The organism is Enterobacter sp. RHBSTW-00593 (genome assembly GCF_013784105.1).
Taxonomy (GTDB): Bacteria; Pseudomonadota; Gammaproteobacteria; order Enterobacterales; family Enterobacteriaceae; genus Enterobacter; species Enterobacter ludwigii.
Genome location: NZ_CP056393.1, coordinates 1,253,730 through 1,270,621, shown reverse-complemented (window position 1 = coordinate 1,270,621; position 16,892 = coordinate 1,253,730). Strand labels below are relative to the sequence as shown.

The 16,892-nt window shown below is 57.9% G+C and carries 17 protein-coding genes; 8 read left to right on the top strand and 9 right to left on the bottom strand.

Going from position 1 to position 16,892, the window contains the following annotated elements; genetic code table 11:
• Nucleotides 1–68: 68 nt before the first annotated feature.
• Nucleotides 69–1,229 carry a pyridoxal phosphate-dependent aminotransferase gene (locus tag HV242_RS05940; RefSeq protein ID WP_050737395.1) on the bottom strand — a complete coding sequence of 387 codons (1,161 nt, stop codon included), beginning with the start codon at nt 1,227–1,229 and terminating at the stop codon, nt 69–71.
• A 123-nt stretch (nt 1,230–1,352) separates the two neighbouring features.
• On the opposite strand from HV242_RS05940, the gene HV242_RS05935 reads away from it, so the two are divergent.
• From HV242_RS05935 to HV242_RS05925, 3 genes are read left to right on the top strand one after another with little or no spacing between them, the layout of a single operon-like run.
• Complete coding sequence (locus HV242_RS05935) at nt 1,353–1,967, top strand: methylthioribulose 1-phosphate dehydratase (protein WP_050737396.1); 615 nt, start codon at nt 1,353–1,355, stop codon at nt 1,965–1,967.
• Nucleotides 1,964–2,653 (top strand): acireductone synthase, encoded by a 690-nt coding sequence (gene mtnC, locus HV242_RS05930; RefSeq protein ID WP_050737397.1) that lies wholly within the window; start codon nt 1,964–1,966, stop codon nt 2,651–2,653. The genes HV242_RS05935 and mtnC overlap by 4 nt, the downstream gene beginning before the upstream one ends.
• A complete protein-coding gene (locus HV242_RS05925; RefSeq protein WP_014169089.1) occupies nt 2,650–3,192 on the top strand; it encodes a 1,2-dihydroxy-3-keto-5-methylthiopentene dioxygenase in 543 nt (180 codons plus the stop codon). Before mtnC ends, HV242_RS05925 begins: the two co-directional genes overlap by 4 nt.
• Nucleotides 3,193–3,232: 40 nt before the next feature.
• On the opposite strand, the gene HV242_RS05920 is transcribed toward HV242_RS05925, so the two are convergent.
• Nucleotides 3,233–3,703, bottom strand: coding sequence for an SRPBCC family protein (locus HV242_RS05920; RefSeq protein WP_050737398.1), 471 nt, complete (start codon nt 3,701–3,703; stop codon nt 3,233–3,235).
• Between the two features lie 43 nt (nt 3,704–3,746).
• The gene (gene mtnA / locus HV242_RS05915; protein ID WP_050737399.1) at nt 3,747–4,763 is read right to left on the bottom strand and encodes an S-methyl-5-thioribose-1-phosphate isomerase; all 1,017 of its coding nucleotides are present in this window, start codon (nt 4,761–4,763) and stop codon (nt 3,747–3,749) included.
• A gap of 105 nt (nt 4,764–4,868) precedes the next feature.
• Between mtnA and mtnK the strand changes: the two genes are divergently transcribed.
• On the top strand, nt 4,869–6,068 hold the full coding sequence (gene mtnK / locus HV242_RS05910; RefSeq protein ID WP_050737400.1) for an S-methyl-5-thioribose kinase: 1,200 nt from the start codon (nt 4,869–4,871) through the stop codon (nt 6,066–6,068).
• 54 nt (nt 6,069–6,122) lie between these two features.
• Here the strand turns inward: mtnK and HV242_RS05905 are convergent, their stop codons facing one another.
• Genes HV242_RS05905 through HV242_RS05890 form a run of 4 tightly spaced genes read right to left on the bottom strand, consistent with a single transcriptional unit; the run spans nt 6,123 to nt 10,950 of the window.
• Nucleotides 6,123–7,364 (bottom strand): LVIVD repeat-containing protein, encoded by a 1,242-nt coding sequence (locus HV242_RS05905; RefSeq protein WP_050737401.1) that lies wholly within the window; start codon nt 7,362–7,364, stop codon nt 6,123–6,125.
• Entirely contained in the window at nt 7,361–8,425 is a 1,065-nt protein-coding gene (locus HV242_RS05900) for a sugar ABC transporter substrate-binding protein (RefSeq protein ID WP_020885017.1), read from the bottom strand. The genes HV242_RS05905 and HV242_RS05900 overlap by 4 nt, the downstream gene beginning before the upstream one ends.
• Before the next feature lie 30 nt (nt 8,426–8,455).
• On the bottom strand, nt 8,456–9,451 hold the full coding sequence (locus HV242_RS05895; protein ID WP_050737402.1) for an ABC transporter permease: 996 nt from the start codon (nt 9,449–9,451) through the stop codon (nt 8,456–8,458).
• Complete coding sequence (locus tag HV242_RS05890) at nt 9,448–10,950, bottom strand: sugar ABC transporter ATP-binding protein (protein ID WP_181616917.1); 1,503 nt, start codon at nt 10,948–10,950, stop codon at nt 9,448–9,450. The genes HV242_RS05895 and HV242_RS05890 overlap by 4 nt, the downstream gene beginning before the upstream one ends.
• A 160-nt stretch (nt 10,951–11,110) precedes the next feature.
• Here HV242_RS05890 and HV242_RS05885 point away from each other — a divergent pair, with 160 nt between their 5' ends.
• Nucleotides 11,111–12,199, top strand: coding sequence for an oxidoreductase (locus HV242_RS05885; RefSeq protein ID WP_050737403.1), 1,089 nt, complete (start codon nt 11,111–11,113; stop codon nt 12,197–12,199).
• A gap of 57 nt (nt 12,200–12,256) precedes the next feature.
• A complete protein-coding gene (locus HV242_RS05880) occupies nt 12,257–13,000 on the top strand; it encodes an SDR family NAD(P)-dependent oxidoreductase (protein ID WP_032681438.1) in 744 nt (247 codons plus the stop codon).
• Between the two features lie 53 nt (nt 13,001–13,053).
• Here HV242_RS05880 and HV242_RS05875 read toward each other — a convergent pair whose 3' ends face one another.
• Nucleotides 13,054–13,251: a YbdD/YjiX family protein gene (locus HV242_RS05875; protein ID WP_014169079.1), complete on the bottom strand. Its 198-nt coding sequence runs from the start codon at nt 13,249–13,251 to the stop codon at nt 13,054–13,056.
• 58 nt (nt 13,252–13,309) lie between these two features.
• Nucleotides 13,310–15,415 carry a pyruvate/proton symporter CstA gene (cstA, locus tag HV242_RS05870; protein WP_014169078.1) on the bottom strand — a complete coding sequence of 702 codons (2,106 nt, stop codon included), beginning with the start codon at nt 15,413–15,415 and terminating at the stop codon, nt 13,310–13,312.
• Between the two features lie 281 nt (nt 15,416–15,696).
• Between cstA and HV242_RS05865 the strand changes: the two genes are divergently transcribed.
• Together HV242_RS05865 and HV242_RS05860 are read left to right on the top strand one after the other, a co-directional pair.
• Nucleotides 15,697–16,419, top strand: a complete 723-nt coding sequence (locus HV242_RS05865; RefSeq protein ID WP_020885022.1) for a nucleoside recognition domain-containing protein — start codon at nt 15,697–15,699, stop codon at nt 16,417–16,419.
• Entirely contained in the window at nt 16,416–16,880 is a 465-nt protein-coding gene (locus tag HV242_RS05860; protein WP_014169076.1) for a YjiG family protein, read from the top strand. The genes HV242_RS05865 and HV242_RS05860 overlap by 4 nt, the downstream gene beginning before the upstream one ends.
• Nucleotides 16,881–16,892: the final 12 nt, after the last annotated feature.

The window sequence follows — 16,892 nt, the reverse complement described above, 5'->3', positions numbered from 1 at the left end:
TTGACTGATATTACTCTCACTTATTATGGGCAGACCGCCGTTATTCTAACGCGAGAGGGATGACACGCTCAGAGTGTATTCAGCCGCTCCGCCGCCGCGAGAAGCGTCGATTCCTGTTTCGCAAAACAGAGCCGGATCAGCTTATGCGGGAACGGGTCGGCGCAAAATACGGACAGCGGAATGGCAGCAACGCCCACTTCTTTTGTCAGCCACTGGCAAAAACTCACGTCATCCCGATCCGAAATCGCGCTGTAGTCCGCCAGCAGGAAGTAGGTCCCTTCGCAGGGTAAAATCTCCAGACGGCTCTGGCTTAGCGCATTCACAAACAGATCCCGACGCTGACGGTAGAATGCCGGCAGGTCGCGGTAGTGCTCCGGTTCGGCGCGCAGCATATCAGCCAGGGCCAGCTGGGCCGGCGTGTTTACGGCAAACGTCAGGTATTGATGCACTTTACGCAGTTCAGCGCTGATGGCCGCGGGAGCCACGCAGTACCCCACCTTCCAGCCGGTCATGTGATAGGTTTTACCAAATGACGATACCGCCACGGCACGCTCGCGAAGCTGCGGATGGGCCAGCACGCTGGCATGCCCTTCCTGCGCAAAACAGATGTGCTCATACACTTCATCGCTCAGCACGTAAATTTCACGCCCGGCAATCGCCTGCCACAGCTTTGCGAAATCGGCTTTCTGCCATGCGGTCGCCGACGGGTTGTGCGGAGTATTGATAATAACCAGACGGGTTTTGTCGCTCAGCAAGGCAGCAAACGCCTGCCAGTCCGGACGGAAATGCGGTGGCTGTAGCGCGATACGTTTCACCACGCCGCCGGAGAGTTCAACCGCCGGCGCGTAGCTGTCATAACTCGGGTCAAAGCAGATCACCTCATCACCCGTGCGCACCAGCGCGGTAATTGCGGCATACAACGCTTCGGTCGCCCCTGCCGTCACCGTGATGTCGCTGGTAGCGTCTGGCTTAAAGCCATACAGCTCAGCCGTTTTGTCTGCTATGGCGTCCCGCAGTGCCTGCACGCCCGTCATCGGTGCATACTGGTTCGCCCCCTGCGCAACGTGGTACGCCAGACGTTCCTGCAAATAACGCGGGCCATCAAAATCCGGGAACCCTTGCGAGAGATTAATGGCGTTGTGCTGCTGGGCCAGTGCGCTCATTTGCGTAAAGATGGTGGTACCAAGACTGGGAAGTTTACTCTGAGGAATCAATGCGTTATTGCTCATTGTGTTGTGCCTGCATGTAATACTTATGTTGCTGACACTATAACACGATGTTAGTCTTTGGCAATCAAGACGCTTAGACGTCTAAACAATATGAATATTCCTGACCGAGAGGGAAAAAGGAAGATGACCGACAACCTGCAACTCACACACCTGGTCGACGCCTGCCGCTGGATCGGCGCCAAAGGCTGGGCTCCTGCGACCGGCGGCAACATGTCCGTGCGTCAGGATGCACATCTGTGCTGGCTCAGTGAATCCGGTAAAGATAAAGGCAGCCTGACCACCGACGATTTTCTGCAGGTGGAGATTGCGACCAACCGTGCACCCTCTGGCCGCACGCCGTCGGCTGAAACCGGGCTTCACACGCTCATCTATCGTCTGTTTCCCGAAGCCAACGCGGTTCTGCACGTCCATACCGTCAATGCCACGGTCTTGTCGCGGCTGGTCAAAGAGCCTGAGCTGAAGATCACCGGCTTTGAGATGCAAAAATCCCTCTCCGGGCAGAGTACGCATCTGGATACGGTCGCCATCCCGGTGTTTGATAACGACCAGGATATCAATGCGCTCGCCGCGCGCATTGCCGAATACGCTCAGTCGCACCCGCTTAATTATGGTTTTCTTCTGCGCGGTCATGGCTTAACCTGCTGGGGACGCGATGTGGCCGAGGCCCGCCGTCATCTGGAAGGACTGGAATTCTTATTTGAATGCGAAATGCGTTTACGACACTGGGAGAGAGTATGATTCGCGCGATTGTGACGGATATTGAAGGGACCACCAGCGATATCCGTTTTGTCCATGATGTTTTGTTCCCCTACGCGCGTGAGCGTCTGTCGGCCTTTGTGTCCGCGCAGCAGTACGCCGAGCCGGTCAAATCGATTCTGGACAACCTGCGTGATGAAATTAACCATCCGCACGCCAGCGTAAGCGACCTTATCGACACACTCTTTACGTTTATGGATGAAGACCGCAAGTCAACCGCGTTAAAGGCGCTGCAGGGGATCATCTGGCACGACGGCTACGTTAACGGCGATTTTACCGGCCACCTCTACCCGGACGTACTGCCTGCGCTGGAAAAATGGAAAGCGCAGGGTATTGATCTCTATGTTTATTCCTCAGGCTCCGTCGCGGCGCAGAAACTGTTATTTGGCTACAGCGACGAAGGTGATATTACTCATCTGTTCAGCGGCTATTTTGATACCCACATCGGTGCCAAGCGCGACGTCCAGTCTTACCAGAACATTGCGGCACAAACGGGTATCCCCCCGTCGCAGATCCTGTTCCTGTCGGATATACATCAGGAGCTGGACGCCGCTGAGCAGGCAGGTTTTCGCACCCTGCAGCTGATTCGCGGCGATGATGACGGTGCAAGCCATCACCATCAGGTACACCAGTTCGACGAGATTAACCCGGAGCAGATCCCTTCATGAGCGCATTGACCATTTATTCCGATAAAGACCCCAGTCAACCTCGCTGGCACAGCACCGACGCTGCCGACATCGCCCAACAGCTCAACGCCAGAGGGGTGCGTTTTGAACGCTGGGCCGCAGACCGCGACTTAGGCCGCGATCCTGCCCCCGATGCGGTTATCGCGGCTTATCAGCATGCGATCGACACGTTAGTGGCAGAGAAAGGTTATCAGAGCTGGGATGTCATCAGCCTGCGTGCCGACAACCCGCAAAAAGAGGCGCTGCGCGCAAAGTTCCTGAACGAGCATACTCACGGGGAAGATGAAGTGCGTTTCTTTGTTGAGGGTGCGGGGCTGTTTTGCCTGCACATTGGCGACGAGGTGTGTCAGGTATTGTGTGAGAAAAACGACCTGATTTCCGTGCCTGCCGGAACGCCGCACTGGTTTGATATGGGCTCAGAGCCGAACTTTACCGCCATTCGTATTTTTGATAACCCCGAGGGGTGGATTGCGCAGTTCACCGGCGATGCGATTGCGGATGCGTATCCGCGTCTGGCATGATTTTTCCCCTCTCCCTCCAGGGAGAGGGGGCGAAAAAACGTCAGTGCTTCAATCCCTTCGTATACGCCACCAGCTGGTCCAGCACAATGCCCCACCCTTCGTGGAAGCCCATCTGTTCATGCTGCTCGCGGATTTCCGCCGTTGGATGGCGAGCAATGGCGGTATAACGTGTTTTGCCCTCCCCCACATCATCCAGCAGTAGAATGGCCGTCATAAACGGCTTTTCGGCGGGCTTCCGGCCTTCCGTGTAACCGTCGGTAAAGACCAGCTTCCTGCCGGGATCGATTTCGAGAAACACACCCCGGTTATCCATCCGTTGCCCGTCTACCTCAAACACCGTGTTAAACCGCCCGCCAACGCGCAGGTCAAGATCACACTCGGTCACTTTGTGCGGAACCGGAATGAAGAAGTTTTTGATGTGCTCGGGTGTCGTCCAGCAGAGCCACAGCAGATCGCGCGGGGCATCCACCACGCGTTCCAGTTTTAAGTCTGTATCAGGATCAAGCGTCACGTGACTGTCCTCCTAAAGGGAACCCCTTAAAGGATAGTCGTCCTCAGGCGAATTTCCCTTTTGCCACCTCTTCCGGCGTGACGATGCCCGTATCCAGCACCCAACCGCTTATCAATGCCGCTGGCGTGACGTCAAAGGCCGGGTTGTAGACCTGCGCGTTTTCAGGAGCCCACCGCACCGCGCCAAAGCTCCCGGCCACGCCCGTCACTTCGCTGGCCGCACGTTGTTCAATGGGGATTGCCTCACCGTTCGGGCACGCCGGGTCAAGCGTGGTGTGCGGGGCGGCGACATAGAACGGAATACCGTGAAACGTTGCCAGAACCGCCAGAGAATAGGTGCCAATTTTATTCGCCACGTCGCCGTTGGCCGCAATACGGTCTGCGCCCACCCACACCGCGTCAACCAGCCCTTTTGCCATCAGGCTGGCGGCCATGGAATCGGCGATCAGCTGATACGGCACGCCCAGCTCGCCTAGCTCCCATGCGGTCAGTCTTCCCCCCTGCAACAGGGGGCGGGTTTCATCCACCCAGACAGTGTTGACGCGTCCTTCCTGATGCGCGCGGGCAATCACGCCGAGCGCGGTGCCAACCCCTGCCGTCGCCAGCCCGCCGGTATTGCAGTGGGTCAACAGACGGCTGCCGGGTTTCACCAGCGTACTGCCGGCATTCGCGATGGCCTCGCACAGCTGCTTGTCTTCATCAATCAGACGCAGCGCTTCCGCCACCAGCGCAGGCACAAAATCCTCCTGCCAGAGAGCCAGCTTCATGCGGTCGAGGTTGTTCATCAGGTTCACCGCCGTCGGACGGGATGCCCGCAGGGTCTCCAGCGCCACAGCCAGTTCATCACGGCTTTTGCCGTTTTCCGCCAGAAGGGCCAGCAGCAGGCTTGCAGAGAGACCAATCAGCGGTGCCCCGCGTACGCGCAGGGCGTGAATATGGCCGACCAGCGCCTCTACCGTCGAGGCGTCAAGCCAGCGTTTCTCCTGAGGAAGCGCCTGCTGATCGAGAATAAATAACTGATTCTCCGCCACTCGCAGGCTGGTCGTCTGTAATGTCTGCATGTCGTTAATTCCCTGTTGCGTTGTTGTAGCACATTGTGTCAGGATGAAATCCAGATGTATAGACGTCTAAATGTCTTTATTAGCTAAACCAGTGAGGAACAGGCAATGTCGCAATACCGTACCTTTACCGCCCAGGATGCCGTGGAGTATGCAAAGCAGTTCGGCGGCCTTGAAGATCCCTCATCGCTGGTGGAGGCGCAGGAAGTGGGCGACGGTAACCTCAATCTGGTGTTCAAAATTTTCGATACCGAGGGCGTGAGCCGCATCGTTGTTAAGCAGGCGCTGCCGTATGTGCGCTGCGTCGGCGAATCCTGGCCACTGACCCTGGATCGCGCCCGCCTGGAGGCGCAAACGCTGGTCGAACACTACCAGCACAGCCCGCAGCACACGGTGAAAATCCACCACTTCGACCCCGAACTGGCGGTGATGGTGATGGAAGATCTCTCCAGCCATGCCATCTGGCGCGGGGAGCTGATCAAAAACACCTACTACCCGCAGGCGGCGCGTCAGTTGGGTGAATACCTCGCGCACACGCTGTTCCATACCAGCGACTTTTACCTGCACCCGCATGAAAAGAAAGCGCAGGTCGCGAAATTCCTTAATCCGGAGATGTGCGAGATCACCGAAGATCTGTTCTTCAACGATCCGTATCAGGTCCACGAACGTAACAACTACCCTGCTGAACTGGAAAAAGACGTTGCCGCCCTGCGCGATGACGCTCAGTTAAAAATTGCCGTGGCCTCGCTGAAGCACCGCTTCTTCTCACATGCTGAAGCCCTGCTGCATGGCGATATTCACAGTGGCTCGATTTTCGTGGCAGACGGCAGTCTGAAAGCCATCGACGCAGAGTTCGGCTATTTCGGCCCCATCGGTTTTGACGTCGGCACCGCCATCGGCAACCTGCTGCTCAATTTCTGCGGCCTGCCGGGGCATCTGGGTATTCGCGATGCCGCCGCGGCCCGTGAACAGCGTCTGGCCGACATTCAGACGCTGTGGAACACCTTCGCGGAGCGCTTCCAGATCCTGGCCAGTGAGAAAACGCGCGATGCGGCACTTGCTGCCCCGGGCTACGCCTCTGAATTCCTGAAAAAGGTGTGGAAAGACGCGATCGGATTCTGCGGCACGGAGCTGATTCGCCGCAGTGTCGGTCTGTCGCACGTGGCGGATATCGAGACCATTCAGGATGAAGCAATGCGCCACGAATGCCTGCGCCACGCGATTACGCTTGGCAAGGCGCTGATTGTGATTGCCGACCGTATCGACACCGCCGAAGATCTGGTGGCGCGGGTGCGTCAGTACAGTTAAACGCCTCGGCCCTCTCCCGATGAAGAGGGCCGTCAGAAAAACACCTGCGCGCCGTTACCCCAGATACTCAATCACCGACAATCCACCGTTATAATCCGTGCTGTAGATAATGCCCTGCGCATCGACAAACACATCGCATGACTGGATCACCTGCGGTCGATTCGGCCGCGTATCCATCATCCTCTCAGGCGCCGCCGGCACCAGCGCACCGGTTTCAACCGGACGGTAAGGATTGGAAATATCAAACGCGCGCACGCCCGCATTCTGCCAGGTCGCAAAAATCAGCGTAGAGCTGACAAAGCTTCCCGGCCGGTTCTCGTGCAGGTTGTGTGGTCCAAAATGCGCCCCTTTCGCCACATAATCCCGCTCCTGCGGCTGCGGGAATGTGGAAATACTTACCGGGTTCGACGGCTCGCGAATATCAAACAGCCAGATGAACTTCTCACCGTCCTCCTGGTTATCCAGTACCGCTTCATCCAGCACCACCAGCAGGTCACGATCCGGCAATGGCAGCGCGGTGTGCGTGCCACCTCCAAACGGCGGGCTCCAGTTGCGATGGCTAATCAGCTTCGGCTGCGTGCGATCCTTCACGTCCAGCAGCGTCAGTCCCCCGTCGCGCCAGCTCCCGTAAGCGGTATCCCCGGCGATAATCGCGTGGTGCAGCGCGTAGCGTTTACCCTCCGGCCAATTGGGTTGCTCACCGTCGGCCTGGTTCATCCCCGGCAGCCACCAGCGCCCGGCCACCTCAGGCTTTTTCGGGTCGGCCAGATCGATCGTCAGGAAAATATAGTCGGTAAAGCCATCGATCAGCGCCGAAACATACGCCCAGCGCCCGCCGACGTACCAAATACGGTGAATGCCGATGCCGCTCAGGGATAAAAAACCGATCTCACGCGGTTTGTCAGGGGTGGAGATATCAAACACCCGCATCCCGGCGCTCCAGCCTTTGTCCTGCACGTCGCGTACGGTTTCCCCTACCTGACGGGTGTAGTAGACCTTTTCGTCAGCGAAACGGGCATCCGCGAACAAGTCTCGCGCATTAATGACCAGCAGGAGATCGTCGTGCGCCTGGAGATGAACGTTCCAGGTGCCGGGCGGCGCGGGCATATAGCCTGCCGGTTTGGGATGTTTAGGGTCGCGCACGTCCACAATGGAAAAGCCCTGCGAGACCATATGCCCGATGTACGCGAAACCGCGATGCACCATCAGCTGCACGCCGTCCGGGCGACCGCCCTGGTCGCTATGGCCAATCAGCCGCATATTGCGGCTGTATTCAGGCGTGGGAAGCACACTCATTGATGTTTCGCTTCAAGCGTCGCAAACCACGGGGCGATAAAATCTTCGGTCTGACCCCAGCCTGGGATGATTTTCCCCAGCGACGCCACGTTCACCGCGCCTGGCTGGGCGGTCAGCAGCGCCTGCGGGATCGCCGCCGCTTTGAAATCATACGTGGCGGGTGTGGTTTCACCGGCAATCTTGTTGGCAATCAGACGTACGTTGGTTGCACCAATCAGCTTCGGATCCACCGCCACGCTCACTTTCCACGGGCTGCCTGGCTCGCGCATCAGCTGAAGATCCTGGTTTGAGATATCGATGCTGTAGAGTTTGATTTCGGTGCGGCCGTTCTCTTTCAGGGCTTTGTAGGCCCCCTGGCTGAAGGCATCCCAGGTTCCCCAGATGGCGTCAATTTTGCCTTTCGGGTATTTCGCCAGAATAGCGCCCACTTTATTCGCGGTATCTCCCTGCACGTCAGACGAAACGGCACCGATAGACTCCAGCTCTTTAATGTCCGGATACTGCTTCTGCAGCGCTTTATAGGCTGCCTGACGACGTTCCATCGGCGGGAAACCGGCAACCCACAGCTTCACGATGTTGGCTTTGCCGTTGAAATCTTTCGCCAGCTGGCCGAAGGAAAGATGGGTCAGGGAAGCATCATCCTGCTGGGTCACGGTCACCCCGGGAATGTCGCCCTGAACGGCGGTATCAAACACCGACACTTTAATGCCGGCATCGACGGCTTTTTTCACCAGCGCGGTCGCATAGGGGTCGCGCCCCTGAGAGAGGATAATCCCGTCATATTTCTGGCTGATCGCCTGATTAACGAAGTCCTGGAATTTGGCGTCGTCGCCATTGCTCAAAAAGGTGCTGACCTTAAAGCCGAGCTTTTTGCCCTCCTGAATGGCACCGGCGACAAACTGCGTGGTGTTGTCGTCAGAGCCGAGGTTACGGATCACCGCAATGCGGATGGGGCCATCATGATTTGCAATGGCGGGCGGAAGCGGTGCGGGGGTTGCCGCAAGGCCTGGCAGCGACGTCAGTAACCCTAATGCCACCAGAGAGAGGGTGATTTTTTTCATTCTGTTTTTCCGTTGTGTTGTGATCAATCGTTAGCGTTTTTGTATGTAGGTAATCGCCAGCGCCACGGCGAGCACCAGCCCTTTTATAATGTCCATCGCGTAATAGGGTACGGAAAGCATCACCAGACCGTTCGACAGCACGCCAAGAATGACTGCCCCGACGAGCGTACCCAGCGCGTTCGGTTTTCCGGACCCGGCAAGCGAGAAGCCAATCCACGCCGCCGCAACCGCATCCATCAGATAGCCGCCGCCCGCATTCACCTGTGACGAGCCAATCCGCGAGGCCAGTAAAATGCCGCCTAGTCCGGCGAGCAGAGAGGCAATCACGTAGGCCGCCACCTTGTAGCGCGTGGTGCGAATACCGGAGAGACGTGCCGCCTCCGGATTACCGCCGATGGCATACATGCGTCGTCCGTGGGTGGTCAGTGACAGCCCCAGCTGTGCGAGGATCGTTACCACCAGCATGATGATCACGATAGTCGGTACCTGTCCCAGCAGGCTGAACGCCGCCGGAATGGTCCCTTCAGCCATGTCGCCGCTCGGCAGCACCATGTTTTCGGTAATTGACCCGCCGTAGCTGTAGGTCATCGCCACGCCCTGGATAACAAACAGGCTGGCAAGCGTGGCAAGCATGTCCGGGATCCGCAGGATGACAATCAGAAACGCGTTAAACAGGCCAACCAGGGTACAGAGCGCCAGGGTAATCAGTATCGATTCGGTGGTGCCGAAGCCGTACCAGACGAACAGTGACACCACCAGCGCGTTAGCCAGCGATGCCGTTGAACCAACCGACAGGTCAAACCCGCCGATGGTCAGCGAAATTGACACCCCGATAGCAATCACCGTCACGATGGCAATTGAGCGCAGGATATTGATAATGTTGTTCGGATCGAGGAAGTTGTCCGACGCCAGGCCAAAGATGGTCACCAGCGCCACCACGGTCAGCAACATGCCCCACTTGTAGAGAAAATCAAAAATTTGCTGACGGCCAGACGCCGCCGCCGTTACTGAAAGGGCCTTGCTCACGACGCCGTTCCTCCGGTTGAATAATAAAGTAGTGTCTCTTCGTGGGCCTCGGCCCCGGCGATTTCCGCCACAATACGTCCGTCCCACAGCACGCAAATGCGATCGCACAGCCCCACCAGTTCAGCGAATTCACCGGAGGCGTAAATCACCCCTTTGCCCTCGCGCGCCAGGCCGTCAATTAACTGGAACAGATCGGTTTTCGCTTTGACATCGACGCCTTTGGTCGGCTCATCGAAAATCAACACGCTGGCGTCGTTGCGCAGCCACTTGCCGATGGCAATCTTCTGCTGGTTGCCCCCCGACAGACGACGTAGCACCTGCCCCGGCCCACGCGCACGCACGCCGACGCGGGCAATCACCTCTTCCGCCCAGCGCCACGCCTGACGGTGGCCGAACAGGCTCCAGCGCGAGAAGCTGTTATCCGCAGTGACCGCCAGGTTCATGCTCACCGGTTCATCAATAAAAATGCCCTCTTTGCGCCGTTCCTCCGGTACCAGCGCCAGACCGCGCAATACCGAATCCGCCGGATCGCGCGGCTGCCAGGGCTGATGATTTAGCTCACCACGCGCTACACGGCTTTTGCTGGCCCCAAACAGCGCCTTGCAGAGTTCCGTTTTGCCCGCTCCCGCCAGCCCGGCAATGCCCAGGATTTCGCCTTTTCGCAGGTGCAGGGAGATATCTTTCAACAGCGCGTCATCGTGCAGCCCTTCCACGCGCAGTAACGTCTCGTCGCTGTGCGCAGGACGGGCCGGCGGATAGATATCGTTAAGCTCATGACCAAGCATCTTCTCAACGATTGCGTCACCGCTGAGGTTCGCCATCGGGCCGGATTCAATCAGCTTGCCGTCGCGCAGCACGGTTAAGGTGTCGCAAATAGCGTTCAGTTCGTGAATACGGTGAGAGATAAACACCACGCCAATCCCCTGCTTTTGCAGACGTCTCACTACGGCGAAAAGCCGTTCGCTTTCATGGCTATCCAGCGGCGCGGTCGGTTCATCCAGAATCAGAAAACGGCAGTGGTGTGAGAGCGCCCGCGCCAGCAAAATCTGCTGCTTTTCTGCCAGCGTGCAGGTGTCGACGATGCGTCGCACATCCAGAGTGATACCCAGTTGCGCCAGCGCCTGTTTCGCCTGCTGGCGGATTGCGCGCCAGCGATAGCGATGCCCCGGCTGTGCAAGCTGATCGAGCATGATGTTTTCGGCAATGCTCAGCCCTGGTATCAGCGCGACGTCCACTTCCTGCTGCACCAGGTGGATACCCAGCCGTTTGGCATCAAGCGGCTCGCGGATCGTCACCGGCTGGTTATTAATGCAGATCTCACCTTCGTAGCGATCGTAAGTGCCGCACAGCACCGCCATCAGCGTCGATTTCCCCGCGCCGTTTGCGCCGGTCAGCGCATGCACGGAGCCGCCCATTAACGTCAAATCCACGCGCGACAACGCCTGAAAGCCGGAAAAGGCCAGGCTGATACCGCGCATCTCAAGGCGACTGGAAACCATCCGCGTTAAATCCTTCTTTCATATTGTGATTTATCGAATTTTTCACAGCTCCGGTTGACTGACAACGACGGAAAAGGCATAAGATAAAGCGAAATATTATTAGCCATCCGGATGTCCAGACATAACATCGGGTTAGCGCTTGCTAAAAAAAGGACAACACATGAGCAACACCGATATCCGCGTCGTGCCAGGCCCGGCGAACTATTTCTCGCATCCGGGAAGCCTTGCGCACCTGAATGAATTCTTTACGCCGGAACAGCTCTCCCGCGCGGTGTGGATTTATGGCGAACGCGCCATTGAAGGCGCGCGCCCTTTCCTGCCGGAAAGCTTTCACACACCGGGGGCGAAACATCTGCTCTTTAAAGGGCACTGCAGCGAACGTGATGTCACCGATCTGGTGACGGCGTCTGGCAATAACGCCAGCGTGGTGATTGGTGTCGGCGGTGGCGCACTGCTTGATACCGCCAAAGCGGTGGCGCGCCGTCTCGGCGTGCCGGTGGTGGCTATTCCCACCATCGCCGCCACCTGCGCCGCCTGGACGCCGCTCTCCGTCTGGTATAACGATGCAGGTCAGGCGCTGCAGTTTGAGGTGTTCGACGATGCTAACTTCCTGGTGCTGGTGGAACCGCACATTATCCTCAAAGCCCCAGCGGAGTACCTGCTGGCAGGCATCGGCGATACGCTGGCGAAGTGGTATGAAGCAGTTGTCCTGGCCCCAGAACCCGAAAACCTGCCTCTGACCGTACGGCTGGGGATCAACGGCGCGCTGGCGATCCGTGACGTGCTGCTTTCCCGTAGCGAAGAGGCGCTGGCCGACCAGCAGCGTGGCGAAGCGACGCAGGCGTTCAGGGACGTTGTGGATGCCATTATTGCCGGGGGCGGAATGGTGGGCGGTCTGGGCGAGCGCTATACCCGCGTGGCGGCCGCGCATGCGGTGCACAACGGTTTAACCGTTTTGCCGCAAACGGAAAAATACCTGCACGGTACCAAAGTGGCCTACGGCATCCTGGTGCAAAGTGCGCTACTCGGCCAGGATGACGTGCTGGCCGAGTTGGTGGCGGCCTATCAGCGCTTTACCCTGCCCACCACGCTTCGCGAACTGGAGGTGGATATCAACAACCGCGACGGGCTGGACAAGGTCATTGCCCATACGCTGCGCCCGGTGGAATCTATCCACTATTTGCCGGTCGCGCTCACCCCTGAGGTTCTGCGCGCCGCGTTTGAGAAAGTGGAATCCTTCAGCCGTTAATCGTTCCGACCGACTATACCTAATGATGATTCTCATCACTCTCGCAACGAGGTCATCATGCAGATCGATTTAACAGGTAAGAAGGCGCTGGTTACCGGCGCCAGCCGTGGGTTGGGTCGTGCCATCGCACTTTCACTGGCACGCGCCGGTGCCGATGTGGTTATTACGTATGAAAAATCCGCCGACAAAGCCCAGGCGGTCGCCGAAGAGATAAAGGCGCTTGGGCGCCACAGCGAGGCGATTCAGGCCGACAGCGCCAGCGCACAGGCCATTCAGGATGCGGTTACCCATGCGGCACGCTCCCTGGGCGGGCTGGATATTCTGGTCAACAACGCCGGGATCGCACGCGGCGGTCCGCTGGAGTCCATGACGCTGGCGGATATTGACGCCCTGATTAACGTCAATATCCGGGGCGTGGTGATCGCCATTCAGGAAGCGCTGGTGCATATGTCTGACGGCGGGCGCATTATCAACATCGGCAGTTGTCTGGCAAACCGTGTGGCGATGCCCGGTATTGCCGTCTATTCGATGACCAAATCTGCACTCAACTCCCTTACCCGGGGTCTGGCTCGCGATCTCGGCCCGCGCGGCATTACCGTGAACCTTGTGCATCCTGGCCCGACAAACAGCGATATGAACCCGGAGGATGGAGAACAGGCTGAATCTCAGCGCCAGATGATTGCGGTGGGACATTACGGCCAGCCGGAAGACATCGCCGCCGCGGTCACCTTCCTGGCCAGTCCTGCCGCCGGACAAATATCCGGCACGGGACTGGATGTCGATGGCGGGTTAAACGCCTGATCGCATGTTGAATGTAAACAAAAGCAGATCAGCCTTTGTTTACCGAAAGAGGGTTAACAGCACTTCGCGCCGCCCTTGCCGCCGTAGCGGGCGTCCTGGCGGTCGCGGAAGAAAGCTTCATAGGTCATTGGCGTCTGGTCAGGGTGGTTGACGCGCATATGCTCGACGTAGTTGTCGTAATCCGGTACGCCGATCATCATTTTGGCGGCCTGGCCCAGGTATTTTCCTGCTTTGGAGAGGGTGTCGAACATAGTGGATGTCTCGTCTTTTATCCCCTCTCCCCGGCGGGGAGAGGGTGAGGTTGAGCGATTAATGCGCCCCTTTCGCCTGGGTCACAATCTCTTCCAGGTTCTCAGGCATTGGCTCATACGGTGTCTCTTTTGCCGTCGGCTTGTCTTCTTTCAGCGCCGCCAGTGCAGTCTTCAGAGAATACAACGCCAGCACCACAACCACCACCATAAAGAAGATGGTCAGCCCGGCGTCCAGACGGTTGTTAAACACCAGCTGCGACAGCTGTGATTCCGTATATTGCGCCGGGATCTTACCGCTGTCGATCATCGCCTGGAACTTGTTGGCGATAGCCAGGAAGCCCACCTTGTTGTCCGGGCTGAAGGCTTTCTGCCAGCCTGCCGTCAGGGTACAAATCAGCAGCCATGCGGTCGGCAGTAACGCCACCCACGCATAACGCTGACGCTTCATTTTGAACAGCACTACCGCACAGAGCATCAGCGCCATGCCCGCCAGCATCTGGTTGGCAATACCAAACAGCGGCCACAGGGTGTTAATCCCCCCCAGTGGATCGACGACGCCCTGATGGAGGAAATATCCCCACGCCAGTACACACAGCGCCGTTGCCAGCAGGTTCGCCGGTAATGAATCGGTACGTTTCAGATTCGGTGAAATCACCCCCAGCAGATCCTGCAGCATAAAGCGTGCCGCACGCGTTCCTGCATCCACCGCCGTCAGAATAAACAGCGCTTCGAACAGAATGGCGAAGTGATACCAGAACGACACGTCCATCAGCCCGCCCAGCGCGCCGTGCAGAATATACGCCATGCCCACCGCCAGCGTTGGCGCGCCGCCCGCACGGGAAATAATTGACTGCTCGCCCACTTCACTGGCGATATGGGTCAACGTGTCAGGGGTAATGGCAAAGCCCCAGCCGCTTACCACCTGCGCGGCAGAGGCCACCACGTCAACGGTGCCGGCCGGTGCCAGCAGCGCCATTGGGCTGTTCATCGCGAAGTAAACGCCCGGGTCGATAATACAGGCCGAGACCAGCGCCATTATCGCCACGAACGATTCCATCAGCATGCCGCCGTAGCCAATCAGGCAGGCCTGATTCTCATTGGCGAGCATTTTCGGCGTGGTACCGGAGGCAATCAGCGCGTGGAAGCCAGACACCGCGCCACAGGCGATGGTGATAAACAGGAACGGGAACAGGTTGCCGGTCCAGACCGGGCCGGTGCCATCAATAAATTTGGTCAGCGCAGGCATGGTCAGCGTTGGGCGCATAATTAAAATGCCGATTGCCAGCCCCACAATCGTGCCGATTTTCAGGAAGGTAGAAAGGTAATCGCGCGGGGCCAGCAGCAGCCACACCGGCAGCACCGCCGCCACAAATCCGTACCCTACCAGCATCCACGTCAGCTGTACGCCGGTGAAATCGAAGAACGGCGCCCACGTCGGACTCTCAGCCACCCAGCCGCCGGAGATAATGGCAAACACCAGAAAGACCAGGCCGATGACCGACACTTCACCAATGCGTCCCGGACGCAGGTAGCGAATGTAGATCCCCATAAACAGCGCCAGCGGAATGGTAAAGGCCACGGTATAGGTTCCCCACGGACTGTGGGTCAGCGCTTTCACCACGATCATCGCCAGCACCGCGAGGATGATCACCATGATCATAAAGGTCGCGATCAGGGCGATCACCCCGGCCGTGGCTCCCATCTCCTCTTTCACCAGCTCACCAAGCGAACGTCCGTCGCGGCGGGTGGAGACGAACAGCACCATAAAGTCCTGCACCGCACCGGCCAGCACGACGCCCGCGAGGATCCAGATCATCCCCGGCAGATAACCCATCTGCGCCGCCAGGACCGGCCCCACCAGCGGGCCCGCGCCGGCAATCGCCGCAAAATGGTGACCGAACAGCACTTTCTTGTCGGTAGGCACATAGTCCAGACCGTCGTTATGACGAACCGCAGGCGTCATGCGCGTGCCGTCGACCCCTAACACCGTCTTCGCGATATAGCGGCCATAAAAACGGTACGCGATCAGATAAATACAGACCGAGGCGACAACGATCCACAGCGCGTTGATCTGTTCCCCCCGGTTGAGGGCGATATAGCCCAGGGCAAATGCTCCCACAACGGAGAGCCCTGCCCACGTAAGGTATTTCCCTGAGTTGTTCATAGTTGTTGTCCGTTGTTGTGAAACAGTGAGATGTTACATTTTGTTTCTAGAACAACGCTCAAAATTTAACAACTTTGAAACGCAATAATGCGTGGTCAAACCAGACATTTACACCACATTGTTAAGCCGATCACCTTCCGCTGAAACACCCCTGCCGCCACGGGTCACACTTTTGCTTTTTTCGTCCCGACACCGCCTTACGAAATGATTTGTATCATTTTTTTTGCTCAAAACCTCGCCAGAATGACCCTGCGCAATCGCGTGCATACAAGGAAAAGGATATGAACAGTTCAGTACCTCAGGATCTCAAGGTCGGGCCCGGCGCGTACGTTGCGCTGGCATTCGCAGCCGTTTTCTTCTCTGGCCTGCTGGGCGGGAAAGAGTGGTACGGCGTGTTTGATTTCACCACCCTCAACGGTGCGTTTGGCAAGGTGGTCAGCAAGGCCAGTCTTGAAGACGGCACCCTGACTACCGCCACCAGCGCCTTTCGCGGTACCGGCGGCAGTGGCGCAATGGACGGGTTTCTCTTTGCGCTCGGTTTAATTCCGGCCGTGATGTTTGCCCTCGGGATGATCAACGTGCTGGAGCACTATGGTGCGCTGCGTGCAGCCCGTAAGCTGTTAACGCCGCTGCTGCGCCCGCTGCTGGGTATTCCAGGCACCACCGGGCTGGCGTTGATTGGCAGCCTGCAGAGCACCGATGTGGGTGCATCCCTCACCCGCAACCTGTCCGATGAAGGGCAGATTAGCGAAAAAGAGAAAGACGTTTTCGCCATGTTCCAGTTCTCCGCCGGGGCGATGATCACCAACTTTTTCTCCTCTGGTGCCATCCTCTTTACCCTGGTCGCCGTTGACGGGACGGCCGCGGTGCCGACCTCCATTGGTGCCTGCATCGCCGTGATGTTCATCATGAAGATTGTCGGCGCGAATTTGCTGCGCCTGATCCTGACCGTCATCGGCAAAGATGCCCCTGAGCAACAACCGACACAAGGAGAGACCGTATGAGTGCCCCACAATCTCATCCCGTGATTACCGATGTGTTTGTCGAAGGCGCACGCAAGGGCTGGAGTATTGCCACCGGCAGCACCCTGCCCAACGTGGTCATGGCTTTTATCATCATCAAGGCGCTGGAAATTACCGGGGCGCTGAAAGGACTGGGGATGATCTTCTCCCCGCTGATGGGCCTGTTTGGCCTGCCGGGTGAAGCGGCTGCCGTGCTGATTGGCGGCTGGATGTCGATGGGCGGTGGGATCGGCGTGGCGATCGGCCTGTTTGATAAAGGCATTATTACCGGCGAGCACCTGGCGATTCTGGCACCTGCTATCTATCTGATGGGCTCACAGGTGCAGTATCTCGGCCGCATTCTGGGTGTGATCGGCACCCGCGCCAAACGTATTCCGCTGATGATTGCCATTTCGGTCATCAACGCCTTCTTAGCCATGCTGCTGATGCGCATTATTCTCTGAACAGGACGTTAT